Annotated in this window: 15 protein-coding genes; 11 read left to right on the top strand and 4 right to left on the bottom strand. The window is 70.2% G+C overall.

Annotated features, from left to right (window positions below; genetic code table 11):
- Positions 1-14: 14 nt before the first annotated feature.
- The 7 genes from proC (at position 15) to VG899_14060 (ending at position 5,508) form a co-directional block, all read left to right on the top strand.
- Entirely contained in the window at positions 15-824 is an 810-nt protein-coding gene (gene proC, locus VG899_14090; protein HWA67487.1) for a pyrroline-5-carboxylate reductase, read from the top strand.
- On the top strand, positions 821-1,891 hold the full coding sequence (locus tag VG899_14085) for an acetoin utilization protein AcuC (GenBank protein HWA67486.1): 1,071 nt from the start codon (positions 821-823) through the stop codon (positions 1,889-1,891). Before proC ends, VG899_14085 begins: the two co-directional genes overlap by 4 nt.
- On the top strand, positions 1,888-2,967 hold the full coding sequence (locus VG899_14080; GenBank protein ID HWA67485.1) for a CapA family protein: 1,080 nt from the start codon (positions 1,888-1,890) through the stop codon (positions 2,965-2,967). Before VG899_14085 ends, VG899_14080 begins: the two co-directional genes overlap by 4 nt.
- A 156-nt stretch (positions 2,968-3,123) precedes the next feature.
- A complete protein-coding gene (locus tag VG899_14075) occupies positions 3,124-3,327 on the top strand; it encodes a helix-turn-helix domain-containing protein (protein HWA67484.1) in 204 nt (67 codons plus the stop codon).
- A 76-nt stretch (positions 3,328-3,403) separates the two neighbouring features.
- The gene (locus VG899_14070) at positions 3,404-3,502 is read left to right on the top strand and encodes an AURKAIP1/COX24 domain-containing protein (GenBank protein ID HWA67483.1); all 99 of its coding nucleotides are present in this window, start codon (positions 3,404-3,406) and stop codon (positions 3,500-3,502) included.
- Between the two features lie 28 nt (positions 3,503-3,530).
- A complete protein-coding gene (locus VG899_14065; protein HWA67482.1) occupies positions 3,531-4,556 on the top strand; it encodes an SDR family oxidoreductase in 1,026 nt (341 codons plus the stop codon).
- Positions 4,549-5,508, top strand: a complete 960-nt coding sequence (locus VG899_14060; GenBank protein HWA67481.1) for a lysophospholipid acyltransferase family protein — start codon at positions 4,549-4,551, stop codon at positions 5,506-5,508. Before VG899_14065 ends, VG899_14060 begins: the two co-directional genes overlap by 8 nt.
- Before the next feature lie 83 nt (positions 5,509-5,591).
- On the opposite strand, the gene VG899_14055 is transcribed toward VG899_14060, so the two are convergent.
- The 4 genes from VG899_14055 to VG899_14040 form a co-directional block, all read right to left on the bottom strand.
- Positions 5,592-6,458, bottom strand: coding sequence for an HAD family hydrolase (locus VG899_14055; GenBank protein ID HWA67480.1), 867 nt, complete (start codon positions 6,456-6,458; stop codon positions 5,592-5,594).
- 108 nt (positions 6,459-6,566) lie between these two features.
- Positions 6,567-7,997 carry a hypothetical protein gene (locus VG899_14050; GenBank protein HWA67479.1) on the bottom strand — a complete coding sequence of 477 codons (1,431 nt, stop codon included), beginning with the start codon at positions 7,995-7,997 and terminating at the stop codon, positions 6,567-6,569.
- A gap of 186 nt (positions 7,998-8,183) precedes the next feature.
- Positions 8,184-9,248: a DUF5667 domain-containing protein gene (locus tag VG899_14045; protein ID HWA67478.1), complete on the bottom strand. Its 1,065-nt coding sequence runs from the start codon at positions 9,246-9,248 to the stop codon at positions 8,184-8,186.
- Positions 9,249-9,297: 49 nt separating this feature from the next.
- Entirely contained in the window at positions 9,298-10,098 is an 801-nt protein-coding gene (locus tag VG899_14040; GenBank protein HWA67477.1) for a sigma-70 family RNA polymerase sigma factor, read from the bottom strand.
- 104 nt (positions 10,099-10,202) lie between these two features.
- Between VG899_14040 and VG899_14035 the strand changes: the two genes are divergently transcribed.
- The 4 genes from VG899_14035 to VG899_14020 all read left to right on the top strand — a co-directional run bounded on the left by VG899_14035 (position 10,203) and on the right by VG899_14020 (position 15,407).
- The gene (locus VG899_14035; protein ID HWA67476.1) at positions 10,203-12,413 is read left to right on the top strand and encodes a transglycosylase domain-containing protein; all 2,211 of its coding nucleotides are present in this window, start codon (positions 10,203-10,205) and stop codon (positions 12,411-12,413) included.
- A 9-nt stretch (positions 12,414-12,422) separates the two neighbouring features.
- The gene (locus tag VG899_14030; protein ID HWA67475.1) at positions 12,423-12,572 is read left to right on the top strand and encodes a hypothetical protein; all 150 of its coding nucleotides are present in this window, start codon (positions 12,423-12,425) and stop codon (positions 12,570-12,572) included.
- 65 nt (positions 12,573-12,637) lie between these two features.
- A complete protein-coding gene (locus VG899_14025) occupies positions 12,638-13,891 on the top strand; it encodes an amidase (protein ID HWA67474.1) in 1,254 nt (417 codons plus the stop codon).
- A complete protein-coding gene (locus tag VG899_14020) occupies positions 13,881-15,407 on the top strand; it encodes an AMP-binding protein (GenBank protein ID HWA67473.1) in 1,527 nt (508 codons plus the stop codon). The genes VG899_14025 and VG899_14020 overlap by 11 nt, the downstream gene beginning before the upstream one ends.
- Positions 15,408-15,409 lie beyond the last annotated feature (2 nt).

Here is a 15,409-nt window from a genome sequence, read left to right as displayed (position 1 = left end):
GCGAGGATCGCGGCATGGCTTCGACGGTCGCGTTCCTCGGCGCGGGGAAGATGGGCGAGGCGCTGATCTCGGGCCTGCTCCGGTCCGGGTACGACGCGGATGACGTCGTCTTCGTCGAGCGGTACGACGACCGCGCGGCCTACGTCGCCGAGCAGTACGGCATCGCCCGACACGACGTGGCCGGCGCCCTCGGACGTGCCGACACGTTGCTCGTCGCCGTGAAGCCGGCGGAGACGACGGCTCTGCTCGACGAGGTGTCGACGCTGGGCGCGGCCGGCAAGCTGGTGATCTCGATCGTCGCTGGGTTGTCCTGCGCGACGCTCGAGCAACATCTGCCGGCCGGCACCGCGCTCGTCCGCGTCATGCCGAACACGCCGGCGTTGGTCAACGAGGCCATGAGTGCGGTGGCGCCGGGCACGAACGCCGGCGAGGAGCATTTGGCGAGGGCAGAGGCGCTGCTCGCCACCGTGGGCAAGGTCATCCGGGTCGACGAGGACCACCTCGACGCCGTGACGGCGGTGTCGGGAAGCGGGCCGGCGTACTTCTTCTACGTCGTCGAGTCGATGGTCGCGGCGGGCGTTGCGCTCGGGCTGGACAAAGACGTCGCGCAGGACCTGGCGATCCAGACCGTGACGGGAGCGGCGGCGATGATGCGCGACTCCGGTGACGACCCGACGACGCTTCGCGAGAACGTCACCAGCCCGAACGGCACGACCGCTGCGGCGATCCGCACCTTTGACGAGATGGGAATCCGACAGGCCATCGCGGCCGGCATGCAGGCTTGCCGCGACCGGTCGCGAGAGCTCGCCGTCGAGCTGACGTGACCTGCTCGGTCGCCGCCGCGTGGGACGAACGGCTGCTGGAGTACGACTTCGGCCCCTCCCATCCGCTCAACCCGGTTCGCGTCGAGCTCACGATGGCGCTGGCGCGAGACCTCGGGGTGCTCGACCGCGTCGAGCTGATCGGGTTCGACGCCGCCGACGACGCGTTGCTCGAACCGGTGCACTCCGCGGCCTACGTCGAGGCGGTCCGCCGGGCGGGCCAGTCCTTGGCGCCTGATCCGGCTCACGGCCTGGGTACGCCGGACGACCCAGTGTTCTGCGACATGCACGGCGCGAGCGCTCTGGTGGCCGGTGCCACTGTCGCGGCGGCGCGTGCCGTCGTTGCCGGCGACGCCGACCACGGTGTGAGCATCTCCGGCGGCCTGCACCACGCGATGCGCTCACGGGCGTCCGGGTTCTGCGTCTACAACGATCCGGCCGTCGCGATCGCCTGGTTGCTGGCGCAGGGTTACGAGCGGGTTGCGTACGTCGACATCGACGTCCATCACGGGGACGGCGTGCAGGCGCTGTTCTGGGACGACCCGCGGGTGCTCACCGTCAGCCTCCACGAGTCCGGTCGCACTCTGTTTCCCGGCACCGGCTTCGCCGACGAGACCGGCGGTCCGAACGCTCGCGGCAGCGCCGTCAACATCCCGTTCGCGCCAGGGGTCGACGACGAGGCGTGGCATCGTGAGTTCGACGCGGTCGTACCCGACGCGTTGCGCGCGTTTCAGCCGCAGTTCCTCGTCAGCCAGCATGGGTGCGACACCCACCGGCTCGACCCGCTCGCCAACCTCGCGCTGACCGTCGACGGTCAGCGCGCTGCGCACGCGAAGGTGCACGACCTCGCGCACGAGCTCTGCGACGGCCGGTGGCTGGCAACCGGCGGTGGTGGATACGAGCTGGTCCAGGTGGTGCCTCGCAGCTGGGCGCACCTGCTGGCGGTCGCAACCGGCGTACCGATCGACCTTGCGACGCCGACCCCTGCCACGTGGCGCGACCTCGTCTGCGAACGAACCGGCAGGCAGGCGCCGCAGACGATGTCCGACCTCGTGGAAGCAGTCCGATGAAGACCTACCTGGTGCGTGGCGCGATGACCGCCTCGCTCGTGGCCGGCGGCCTGGCGTGTGGCGCCGGACTGGGAGACGCCACACCGGCGCCGACCTCGACGCCTGCACCGGCGGCGGCGACCGGCACCATCACGATCGCCGCAGTCGGCGACACGATCCTCGGCAACACACCGTCACTGGCTCCCGACCCGGGGCACTACCTCGACCCCATCGACCACGCGCTGACCGCCGGATCGCAGATCGTCTTCGGCAACCTCGAGGGCACCTTGACGACCGCCTCGACGAGCAAGTGCCCGCCCCACGACGACGAGTGCTTCGCCTTCCGCAACCCGCCGCGGTTCGCCCGCTACCTCGCGAACGACGGGTTCACGATCCTCAACGACGCCAACAACCACTCGTTCGACTACGGCAGGGCCGGGCAGGAGCAGACCGTCCGTGCGATCCACGCCGCAGGCATGGCGCAGACCGGGCTTCCCGGCGAGATCACCGTCGTCAAGGCGGCCGGCGAGAAGGTCGCGTTCGTGGCGTTCGCGCCGTACGACTACGACGCGAACCTGCTCGACCTCGAGACTGCCGCGGCGATGATCCGCGAGGCCGCCAAGGAGGCGTCGATCGTCGTCGTCTACATGCACGCCGGAGCCGAGGGATCGGACCGTACGCACGTCACCGGCGAGGAGGAGTACTTCCTCGGCGAGGATCGCGGCAACCCGCAAGCCTTCGCGCACCTGGCGATCCGCGACGGCGCCGACCTGGTGCTGGCGAGCGGGCCGCACGTGCTGCGCGGGATGGAGTTCTACCGCGGCCACCTGATCGCCTACAGCCTCGGCAACTTCGCGAACTTCCACAACTTCGGTGGTGGGGGAGTCCTGTCGGACTCGGCGATCCTGCACGTCACGCTGAGTCCCAGCGGCGGCTTTGTCGGCGGCAAGCTCACGAGCGTGCTGCTCGACAGCGAGGGGCGGCCGTCGCTCGGTGGCGAGTCGTTGTCGCTGGTGCGTTCGCTGTCCCGGGAGGACTTCGCCGGCAACGCCGCCCGCATCGGCGACAAGGGCCTGATCCGCCCGCCGTACCAATGATCTTGCGCCGGCGCTCGTCACTCGTTCGGCCGAATGCCTCACCCGCCACAGTGACGCGGTGCTGTATCTCCCGATACAGTCGCATCTGAGCACGAGGTCGGAGCGTGCGCCGGAGGGGAAGCCGGCGCGCCGTCCACGTGGGAGGGCGGTTGACGCATGGCCACCGAAGCCGAGCGGCTCGGAGAGTTGCGCTTTCTGACGGTCGCTGAGGTTGCATCGGTGATGCGCGTCTCCAAGATGACCGTGTACCGGCTCGTGAACGCCGGGACGCTGCCCGCCGTGCGGGTCGGCCGCTCGGTGCGAGTGCCCGAGCAGGCGGTTCACGACTACCTTCGGCACTCGTTCGTCGAGGCCGGGTAGCCTCGTCGCAAGAGACCGGACGCGAGAGACCTCACCGCCGGTTCGCTAACGAAATCGGCTAGGAAGAAGGCTCCTCGTGGGTTCGGTCATCAAGAAGCGCCGCAAGCGGATGGCGAAGAAGAAGCACCGCAAGCTGCTCAAGAAGACTCGCGTCCAGCGCCGCAACAAGAAGTAGCGACCCCCGGGCCCGTACCCTCTTTGGGGTGAGCGGCCGGGTTGTCCTGATCACCGGCGTTTCCCGTTACCTCGGGGGGCGGCTGGCGGCGGAGCTGTCCGCCGACGACTCGATCGAGCGGCTGATCGGCGTCGACGTGGTACCGCCGCGCGCCGACGTCGGCCGGACCGAGTTCGTCCGCGCCGACATCCGCAACCCGATCATCGCGAAAGTCATCGCCTCGGCGCACGTCGACACCGTCGTCCACATGAGCGTCATCGCGACGCCGTACGGCGCCGGCGGGCGTACCGCGATGAAAGAGATCAACGTGATCGGCACGATGCAGCTGCTCGCCGCGTGCCAGAAGGCCCCCAGCGTGCGCAAGCTGGTCGTCAAGTCGACGACCGCGGTCTACGGCTCCTCCTCACGCGACCCCGCGCTGTTCACCGAGAACATGGAGCCTCGCCGGCTGCCGGGCTCGGGCTACGGGAAGGACTCGGTCGAGGTCGAGGGCTACGTACGCGGTCTCGGCCGGCGCCGCCCCGACGTCGACGTGACGCTCCTGCGGTTCGCGAACTTCATCGGCCCGAGCATCGACACCCCGCTTACGCGGTACTTCGCCCTGCCGGTCGTGCCGAAGGTGTTCGGCTTCGACCCGCGCCTGCAGTTCGTCCATGTCGAGGACGGTCTCGAGGTGGTACGACGGGCCGTCGTCGAGGACCACCGCGGGACCTTCAACGTCGCGGGCGACGGGGTGGTGCTGCTCTCCCAGGCGATCCGCCGGGCTGGTCGCACCAGCGTGCTGCTGCCCTCGCCTGCGGTCTCGTTCGTCGGCTCGATGTTTCGTCGTACCGGCCTCGTCGACTTCTCCCCTGAGCAGCTCGCCTTCCTGCAGTTCGGCCGGGGCGTCGACACCCGGCGCCTGCGCGAGGACTTCGGCTACGAGCCGCGCTTCAGCACGCTCGCCGCCTTCGACGACTTCGTGTCGGGTAGTGGGCTGCAACGCATCATCGACCCGGACAAGATCGAGTCGGCCGGCCGTGCCGTGGCCGGGATGGTGGGGATTCATGCCTGAGGCGACAGTGATCCCGCTCGACGGCGGGTCGGAGGGCGGACCGCGTCGCCGCCGCGCGCGCCCGGCGCCCGCCGACGTCGCGCCGGTCGAGTCCGCCGGCACCGGGCAGACCTCCGACCTCGAACGCAAGCTCGCCTCGGGGCTGGCGTTCCTTCGCCGGCGCATCTCCGGTGACTTCCCGGTCGACGACTTCGGCTTCGACCCCGACCTGACCGACAGCGTCGTGCTGCCGGCGCTGCGGCCGGTCTATGAGAAGTACTTCCGCATCGAGGTGCGCGGCATGGAGAACGTGCCGCTGACCGGCGGCACGCTGATCGTGGCCAACCACTCCGGCACGATCCCGATCGACTCGGCGATGACCGGCGTCGCGTTGCACGACCACCATCCCGCCAAACGACACCTGCGGATGCTCGCTGCCGACCTGGTCTTCACGATGCCGATCGTCGCGCCGATGGCACGTAAGGCCGGCGCGACGCTGGCCTGCAACGAGGACGCCGAGCGACTGATGAAGGCCGGTGAACTCGTCGGAGTCTGGCCGGAGGGCTTCAAGGGAATCGGCAAGCCCTACCGCGAGCGCTACAAGCTGCAACGGTTCGGTCGCGGCGGGTTCGTGTCCGCTGCGCTGCGCTCCGGCGTACCGATCATCCCGTGCTCGATCGTCGGCGCCGAGGAGATCTATCCCCTGGTCGGCAACGTCCCGGCGCTGGCGCGGGCGCTAGGGCTGCCGTACCTGCCGATCACGCCGTTCTTCCCTCTGCTCGGGCCGCTCGGGATGATCCCGCTGCCGTCGAAGTGGATCATCGAGTTCGGCGAACCGATCGAGACCGACAAGATCGGCCCCGAGGGCGCCGACGACCCCATGCTGGTCTTCAACCTGACCGACCAGGTCCGCGAGGTCATCCAGCAGACCCTCTACAAGCTCCTTCTCGCGCGCAAGTCCGTCTTCTTCTAACCGCCGAGCCCTACGTATTTGGTCTTTCGAGGGGGGTTGAAGACCAACAACGTTGGGCTCGACGTAGCGGGGGAGGGGGTGGGTCAGCGGCGGTTGCGGCGCATGCTCAGGCCGACTGCTATCCCGCCGGCTACTGCGCCGGCGCTGGCTGCTGCCGGTACGCCGATCTTCGCCGCCTTGCGCCCGGTCCGGAAGTCGCGGATCTCCCACTCGTTCTCTTTCGCGATCCGCTTCAGCGCCGCGTCCGGGTTCACCGCGACGGGGTGACCCACCAGCGAGAGCATCGGCAGGTCGTTGGCCGAGTCCGAGTACGCCGAGCACTGCGACAGGTCCAGGCCCTCCTTCTCGGCTAGTGCAGTGATCGCTTCGGCCTTCGCCGGGCCGTGCAGCGGCTCCCCGACGAGGCGCCCGGTGTAGATCCCGTTCTTCACCTCTGACACCGTGCCGAGCGCCCCCGTCAGGCCCAGGCGCCGGGCCAGCAGCGAGGCGAGCTCGGCCGGCGCCGCCGTGACCAGCCAGACCCGTTGCCCGGCGTCGAGGTGCTGTTGGGCCAGTGCCCGGGTGCCGGACCAGATCTTGTCCGCCATGAGGTCGTCGTAGATCTCCTCGCCGAGCCCGACGACCTCCTCGACGCTGTGGCCGGCGACGAAGCCGAGGGCGGCTTCTTTCGCCTCCTCCATGTGCGCCGGGTCCTCGACACCTTTGAGGCGGAAGGCGACCTGCTTCCAGGCGAAGGCCGCGAGGTCGCGCCAGGTGAAGAAGTCGCGAGCGGCCAGTCCGCGGGCGAAATGGTAGATCGAGGCGCCTTGCATCATCGTGTTGTCGACGTCGAAGAAGCCCGCGACCTTCGGATCGAGCGGTACGGCGAGCGAGGCCTCGACTTCCGCCGCCGCAGCCGAGGCGAGCCCGGCCTCGACGGCGCTGTCCCGGGAACGCGCACGCGCCGCCATGTGCACCAGCGTAGGGGCCATCGCCCGCCTCGCAACGCCAGGAAGCCCCGGTGTCGACGACACCGGGGCTTCCTGAGCTTCGCCTCTAGTGAGGCATCAGCGCGTGACCTAGCGGGCCATCAGACGTCGCCGAACCACCACCGCGATGCCGAGCAGCACCATGGCGAGCACGCCGAGCAGGCCTTCGTTCAGGCCCGTGTACGGCAGCGTCTTCGGCGTGTTCTGCGGGTCGTGGAACACGACGACCTTGGACGGCTTGTCCTGCAGGGCCGCCGCCGAGGCGGAGACGCCGTTGCCGAGGGTCACGGTCAGGAGGTTGCCGACCGAGATGTTGTACGACGGCGCGGTCGCGGTAGCGCTCTTGCCGTCCTCGGACACGTGCGTCGAGCCCGGCGTCTCGCTGATCAGCGGGACGCTGCCGAGGATCTTCGAGGTGATCTGGTTGATCTCGTTCGAGAGGGTCTTCAGCAGGCCGTTGACCTGCGTGGTGATCGCGGCCGGCAGGCCGAGACCGTCCACGTTGCACAGGCTGATGCCATCGGCACCTACCTGGGCGCAGAGCGCGTCAGCAGCGTTGATCTGGATCAGCGGCTTCGATGCGGAGACGGTCGCCTTGGCGCCGCCAGCGACACCGTTGGCGAACGCGGTCGCCGAGTTGTTGAAGCCGTCGATCGAGAGCAGCCCGCCCAGCACGTTGAGGTCGACGAGGCCCATCGAGCTGGTCGAGGTGACGCCGTTCGCGGTGGGCGTGACGTTCTGGTTGGTCGAGTGCACGTCGATGCTCACCAGCGGCGTCGTCCCGAGGTTGTTGACCAGGTTGGTCACCTTGGCGAGGACCGCGTTCACCGTGTTGGTGACGGTGTTGACCGCGTCACCGACGATCGGGGTCGTGGCGGTGACCTTCTGCAGCGTCGAGAGCACCTGGTTGACCGTGCCCTGCAGCGTGGTCGTCAGGTGAGTCGAGTTGACCAGGTTCTGCACCTGAGTGACCGTCTGCGCGCCGAGCAGGTCGTTGCCGGACGCGATGTTCGCGTGGATCGACTCCGCGCCTGAGCTCGTCGCGTTCGTGCTCTTGACGAGGTTGGCGACCAGGTCACCGATCGAGAGGTCCGCCAGCGGCTTCGCCGGGATGTCCAGCAGCGAGGTCTCCTGGTGGGCCAGCCCACCGAGCGCCACCGATGCGGTGCGGTTGAGGTCGACGTGCAAAGTGTTCTGCAGGGCGTCGACGAGGCTGCCGGTCACCAGGCTCGCGGTCGCGTTCGACACCGCGGAGGTCGTGCCGGCGAGGTGCAGCGGGTCGTGGACCGTCTTGCCCTCGAGGTGGATCAGGTTGAGGCTGAGCGGGTTGGGCAGCAGCGGGAGCTTGACCGGAAGGTCGATGCTCAGGCCGAGCGCGTTCCCCTGCGCCGCGCCGGCGTAGTACGCCGGTGCCTTGGTCGTTCCGCTCGCAGCGGTCGCCGGGGTGGCGGCCACAGCCGCCAACGTCGTCGTGCTGGCGAGCGCGAGTGCACCGAGGGCTGCGCCCCGACGCGTTCTCATGCTGGGCATGCCATTACCTCCATGAAGGTCCGGCGGACCGGATGTGCTTGCGCGGCGACTGGGCGCCGCCAGTTGCTTCAACGACCGACCCAGGTGGTGGTGACGGACCAAACGCGGCGTTCCGGGCACAACGAAAGTCGCCCCGGCGCTGGGAGCCGGGGCGACCGTGGAGGGGAAGCGGTTGGGCTAGCTGCTGCCGAGCAGCTGCGCCAGGGAAGTGAGCAGCGGCAACGGGGTGAGATTCGGCAGCGGCTCGCCGGTGCCGCCGCCGAGCAGCGGGGGCACGGTCGGCAGCAGGTTGTGGAGCGGGTTCGTGGTGGTGGCCACGCTCGGCTTGACCGACGGCGTATCGGACGGCTTGCCGGTGTGCGGGGTGGTGCTCGGGTGGCTCGACGGCGTGGTGCTCGGCGCGACGGTCGGCGAGGGCATCGACGGGGCGGACCCGGTGGCGCACTGGTGGCAGACGCCGACGGTCAGCGACCGGATCTCCTGGGTCACGCCGTTGAGCAGGTTCGCCGAGTACGCCGTGTCCTGGTGCAGCGTCGCGGGCAGCCTCGCGCCGAGCTGTGCGAGCTCGCCGGCCTGGGTCCGGGCGAAGCGCACCAGGTCGGCGAGCGGTTGGACGTCGCCGGTCGAGCGGTACGCCTTGACGAGCTCGGAGTTGGCCTGACGGATCTCGTCGTTCATCGCCTTCAGCGTCGAGGCGAGATACGGCGAGTCGGCGGGCAGGTTCGACGCCTCGTTGATCCGGGTGCGGGCGAACTCGAGGTGTCGCTGGCCCTTGGCGGCCTCTCCCGAGGTTGCCCACAGCTGGACTGCCTCGGTGGCGCGCTTGAGGTCGTAGAAAGGCGAGCCGGGCAGCGAACGCGCGGCGGCGACCCCTACGCCGGCGACCGAGGTCACGATGACCACCGAGCCGACCAGGGTGGTGATGCGCCGGCTGACCCGCCGACCGGCACGGGCGGCCCGTCGTTCTCCGCTCTCGATCACCTCCACCACGCGGGCGGCGACGCCGGGCGTCGCCGCTACGGGAGGCGTCGCGGTCGCGGCGGCAACCAGGCGCTCGCGCATGGCGAGCTTCGTCGCGCTGGACATCGGTTCCGGGGCGGTCGCGGTCGCGGCCTGGCGCAGCGCCGCGGCGAGCGCGACGACCGGCCGCATCCGCGGGTCGCCGCCGTCGAGGAACCCTGACGGCGCGTCGAGGTCGACCAGCTGCGCGAAGCGCTCGCTCGGGCTCATGGTGTGGCTCATCGGGTCGCCGCCCGTCCCGCGGTGCGGACCCAGAGCAGGTTCGGCGTACTCATGCGACCAGGTCCTCCGGGAGTAGTCGGCCGAGTGCCTTCACCGCGCGGTACTGCAGCGCCTTGACCGCGCCCTCGTTCTTGCCGAGGATCGCCGCGGTCTCTGCGACCGACAGGCCTTGCAAGAACCGCAGCACGATGCACTCCTGCTGCTCGTGACCGAGCTGACGCACCGCGTTGAGCAGGGCGGCGTTGGTGATGCCGGCCAGGACCTCGTTCTCCGGCCCGTCCTCGTGGCGCTCGGCGCCGGCTTCGATCAGGTCGGCGGTCGAGTGCTCCAGCTTGTGACGGCTCGACTTGTAGTGGTCGGCGATCAGGTTGCGCGCGATGGTCACCAGCCACGCGCCGAAGTCGCGACCCTGCCAGGTGAAGGTGGAGATGCGCCGCAGCGCCCGAAGGAAGGTTTCGCTGGTCAGGTCCTCGGCGAGTGCGTGGTTGTTCACCCGGTAGGAGATGTAGCGGTGCACGAGGTCGGCGTACGCGTCGTAGAGCAGACCGAACGCTTCACCGTCGCCGTCCTGCGTCGCCTTCACGGCGGCCATGATCCGAGCCTGCTCGTTGGTCGGTTCAGCCGGCGGGGACGGGCTCGGGATCCGGGGTGCCGTCTCGCTCGCGGCTCGCTGCAGCGTGCCGACGGTGTGGGCGGGGCGCGCCGCCGTCCGCGGCCGGGGGATCGAGCGGTAGACCGCCCGTTCCTCAGCGCCGCCGAGCGGGTCGCGTGCCATCGAAACCGCGTGCCGCAGCGCCGACATGCCGTCGTACCCGCCTACACCGATCCCGGTGTATCCGTACGGCTGCATGGGTGTCATGACACACCGGACGAAGCGGGGCGGACCATGGCGAATCCGGGCCATTTCTGACTAGTCATCTGCCTAGTCACGGGCGGGCGCATAGGGTCTGGCTCATGCCGGCTGTCACGTCGAATCGGCCCGGCGCCCGGCCGCTGATCCGCCGCAGCGCGGCCTCTGCCATCGCCGCTCGCCGCCGCCGGGCGGCGCGGGTACGACGGCGCCGGCGCCAGGTGATCGGCTGGATCGTCCTCGCGGTCGTGGTCGGGCTGACCTGCTTCGCTGCCGGCCTGGTCGCGGCCCCCCTCAACTACGACTTCCAGCCGGTGCCGCCGAAGTCGGTGCAGCTGCTCGACTCCGACGGCCACGCGTTCGCCACGATCCACTCGCCGCAGATCGAGCATCCCGTCCCGGCATCGAAGATCCCGGTGGTGATGCGGCAGGCGATCGTCGCCGCGGAAGACAAGAGCTTCTACTCGAACTCGGGCATCGACCCGATCGCCATCCTGCGCGCCGCGTGGCGGGACATCACCGGAGGGTCGCTGCAAGGCGGGTCGACGATCACCCAGCAGTACGTCAAGCAGGTGTACACCGGCGGCGAGCGCACGGCGCTGCGCAAGCTCCGCGAGGCGTCGTTGGCGATCCGACTCGAGCGTCACCTGTCGAAGGCCGACATCCTGACCCGCTACCTCAACACGCTCTACCTGGGCAACGGCGTCGCCGGAGTCGATGCGGCGAGCCGCTTCTACTTCGGGGTGCCGATCGACCAGATCGACCTCGACGCGCACGGCAACGACGACCCGTCGCTGGGCCTTGCCCGGGCCGCCACGCTTGCCGGGATCGCACCCGCGCCGTCGGTGTGGAACCCGGTGAACGATCCGACTCAGGCGCGAGCCCGCGAGCTCTACGTGCTCAACCAGATGTTCAAGGCCGGTGACATCACCTCCCAGCAGGCCGGGGACGCCTACGGCTCCGCGCTGCCGAAGATCGTCGCCGCCGCGCAGCCGGACGCGCAGACGATCGCTCCGGAGTTCCGTGACCTCGTCGCCCAGTCGCTGCAGCACTACGGCGACTCGACGCTGTTCGAGTCCGGTGGCATGAAGGTGAAGACGACCCTCGACCTCGACCTCCAGCAGGCGGCCGTGCAGGCGTTGCACGAGGTGCTGCCGAAGTCGAAGGGCCTCGACGCGGCGATCGTGGCGGTCGACCCGCGCAACGGCGACTTGCGTGCGCTCACCGAGCAGAAGGCCGGTGGGTACGTCGAGAACGGCGAGGACGTCGCCGACCCGCCGCAGAGCGACATCACCCGTTCATCGGGCTCGACGATCAAGCCGTTCACGCTGGCCGTGGCGCTCGAGCACGGCCACACCCTCACCGAGGGCCACTACGCGCCGGAGTGCATCCAGGTCGCGCCCGGATACCGGCCGTGCAACTCGGAGGGCGGCGCTGGGTACTACAGCCTGGCGAGTGCGCTGGTGAGCTCGATCAACACGGTCTACGCACCGCTCGGTGTGAAGGTGGGGCTCAACCGAGTCGTGCGGCTGGCACGTCGGGCCGGCATGGCGGTCGGGCATCTCGACTCCGGAAGGTTCTGCGGAGTGCCCAAGGGCACGATCTGCCCGTCGTACGCGCTCGGCATCCCGGTCAGCCCGCTGTCCGAAGCCGACGCGTTCGGCACCTTCATCGACCACGGCATCCACCACCCGGTCCGCAGCGTGCTGTCGGTACGCACTCCCGCGCAGGGGGAGCTCTTCCGGGCGGCGGCGCACCCGGCGGGCACCCGGGTGATGCCGGCGGCGATCGCCGACGAGGTCACGACCGTGATGGGTGACGTCGTCTCCTACGGCACCGGCACCGCCGCCCGCCAGCCGTTCCCCATCTACGGCAAGACCGGGACGACCGACGACTACACCAACGCTTGGTTCACCGGCTGCACCCGAGCGGTCTGCATCACGGTCTGGATGGGCTACGACAAGCCCTACGTGAAGGTCCACGGCAGATACGTCGCGCACGAGCTCCGCGACGCCTACGGGGCGCCGGTGTTCGGCGGCACGGTGCCGGCGGAGATCTTCTCCCGGATCTTCACCGACTACCGCGAGCTGGATGCCCCACCCGCGGCGATCGGCGCCTCGCCGTACCCGACGTACGTCCCCACGACCACCTCGCCGACCGCTTCGCCGACCGTCTCGCCCAATGCGAGTGCGGCAGCGACCGCAGGCCCGGGTGGCCGGGCGCCGGTCGCTACGCCGGCGACGGCGCCGGCAAGCGTTCCGGCGACGCTCACACCGTCACGGCAGGCAGGGCAGCCCGGCTCGCCCGGCGGATAGGTTTCGGCCATGCCGCCAGGTGAGCTGCAGGAGCTGATCTCGGCCGCGTTCGAGCCCGCGATGGCGATGCTCGATGCGCTCGACCTCGACGACCTGCCCGTCGAGCCCGACCTCGACCCGGGTCGCCCGCCGCGTCGCCACGAGGTGGCCGAGCAGTGACTTCGCCGCAGGATCTCTCCTTGGTCGCGCAAGCCAGGGCGCTCGCCACGGGAGAGCTTTCGGCAGTGGAACTGCTCGACGCGACGCTGGCCCGGATCGAGGAGGCCAACGCCGACCTCAACGCGATTGCTGTCACGTTCCCGGCGCAGTCGCGCGCGATGGCGGCCGCGGCGCCCGAGGGGCCGTTGCACGGCGTCCCGGTGACGGTGAAGGACATGTTCTCCTTGCCGTGGCGCGGCTATCACAACGGCACGTCGCAGGAGATCGGCGCCCGTGAACCATCGGGTGTGTTCCGCCGGCTGCAGCAGGCGGGTGCGGTCATCGTCGGGGTCGACAACCAGCATCAGCTCGGCTTCGGCACGACCGGGCTGGTGTCGGCCTACGGGCCGTCCGGCAACCCGTGGAACGCCGCGCACTGCAGTGGCGGGTCCTCCGGCGGGTCGGCGGCGGCGGTCGGGGCTCGGCTGGTCGCGGGCTCGGTCGGCAGCGACAGCGGAGGGTCGACGCGGCTGCCGGCCGGCTGGTGCGGTGTGGTCGGTCTGAAGCTGACCTACGGCGCACTGCCCTACCGCGGGTACTCGGGCGCCAACTCGACGCTGTCGGCTCCCGGGGTGTTCGGCAGGGACAGCGCCGATGCGCGAGTGATGGCGCAGGCGCTGCTCGCCCGACCGGTGCCGGTCGGTGACGGCTCGAAGCTGCGCGTCGGCGTGGTACGCACTCCGTTCTGGCAGGACGTCGACGTCGAGGTGGCCGGGTTGTGCGAAGCGGCGCTCACGGCGGCGGCGGTCGAGGTCGACGAGGTGTCCATCCCGTACGCCGAGGTCGCGGCCGCGGCGGGCGGCGTGCGTGCCAGCGTCGAGCTGTCAGCCGCGGTGCCCGCCAGGGTGCTCGCCGATCTCGATCCGGTGACCCGCGCCATGATCGGCTACGCGACGAAGATCCCGGCCGTCCGGCTGTTGCGTGCGGACCGGGTGCGCGCGCAGCTGCGACGCGAGCTGGCGGCCGCCTTCGAACGGGTCGATCTGCTGGCGTGGCCGACGAACCCGGCGCCGGCACCGCCGATGGCCGCGCCGGTGGTCGAGCTGCCGTCCGGCCCGGCCATGCCGGACACCGGCAACCTCCGGCAAGCGGTCCTGGCCAACCTGGCGGGGGTGCCGGGGATCTCGGTCCCGGTGGGGCTGCACTCCGGCGGTCTGCCGGTGGGCCTGCAGCTGCTCGCACCGTGGGGCGCCGAGGCGCGGCTGCTCGACGCGGCCGCGCACTTCGAAGCGGCGATCGGGGTGCTTGCAAGTGTGAAACACTCGGCTCATGGGGGCTAGTGCTGGCAACCTCGCCGAGCTCGTGCGCTCGGCGGCCGCTGCGACCCCGGAGAAGCCCGCACTGGTCGACGGCACGGCGTCACTGACCTGGGCGGAGCTCGACGGGCAGGTGGACCGTTGCGCGGCCGGGCTGCGTGCCGCGGGGCACGAGCAGGGCAGCCGGATCGGCGTGCTGCTGCCGAACTCGATCGACTTCGCCGTTGCGTATTTCGGCATCCTTCGCGGCGGGTTCGTCGCCGTACCGCTCAACACCGGCTACACCGCGCCGGAGCTGGCCTACCAGCTGGAGAACGCGACGGTCTCGGTGGTCGTGACCGACTCGGCTCACGTCGCGGTCGTCGCGGAGGCCGCGCCAGAGGTGGTGTCCCTCGTCGTCGACGTCGAGGCCGGCGGGTGGCGCGATCTGCTCGCCGCAGGCGAGGCAACCGCGGTCGAGGCGACGACGGGCGGCGAGGACCTCGCCGCGCTGCTCTACACCTCGGGCACATCCGGCCGTCCGCGCGGGGCCATGCTCACCCACCGCGCGCTGCTGGCGAACCTCGACCAGTTGTCCCGGATCGACCCGCCGGTCGTGGCCAGCGACGACCGGGTGCTGCTCGTGCTGCCGCTGTTCCACGTGTACGGCCTCAACGCCGGGCTCGGCATGGTCGCGCGGACCGGTGCGACCGGCATCCTCGCCAGCCGGTTCGACCCGGTGGAGACGCTCGCGCTCGTCCGCGACCAGCAGGTCAGCGACGTTGTCGGCGCGCCACCGATGTACGTCGCGTGGTCGATGCTGCCCGATCTGGGCGACTCGCTGTCGTCGGTGCGGCTGGCCTCGTCGGGTGCGGCCCCGCTGCCGCCTTCGGTGCTGTCGGCGGTGCTGGAGAGCAGCGGTCATCACGTCTTCGAGGGCTACGGCCTCACCGAGACGGCGCCGGTGCTGACCACGACGCTGTGCAGCGAGGTCGCGAAGCCGGGGAGCGTGGGCCGACCGGTTCCCGACGTCGAGCTGCGGATCACCGCCGCCGACGGTGAGGAGGATCTCGTCGACGAGGACGAGCCCGAATACGACCCGGGCGAGATCGTCGTCCGCGGCCCGAACTTGTTCTCCGGCTACTGGCCCGACGGCGCGGGCGGTCCCGACGAAGACGGCTGGTTCCGTACGGGTGACGTCGGCTATCTCGACGCCGACGGCGACCTGTTCCTCGTCGACCGGGCTCGCGACCTGATCCTGGTCAGCGGGTTCAACGTGTACCCGAAAGAAGTCGAGGACGCGCTCGCCCAGCACGCCGATGTCGACGAGGTCGCAGTGATCGGCGTACCGCACCCCTACACCGGTGAGACGGTCAAGGCGCTGGTGGTCCGTCGGGACGGCTCGACGCTCGATGCGGACGCGTTGATCGACTACGCCGCGACCCGGCTTGCCAGGTTCAAGTGCCCGACCGCGATCGAGTTCGTCGATGAGCTCCCGCACTCGCTGGTCGGCAAAGTGGCACGCGGTCGGCTCAAGGAGTCGCCCGCCGTCGCCGGCTGACC

It is taken from the genome of Mycobacteriales bacterium, from assembly GCA_035550055.1.
In the GTDB taxonomy this organism is placed as follows: domain Bacteria; phylum Actinomycetota; class Actinomycetes; order JAFAQI01; family JAFAQI01; genus DASZTV01.
The sequence above is the reverse complement of the archived record's forward strand: the minus strand, read 5'-3'. Positions and strand labels throughout refer to the sequence as shown.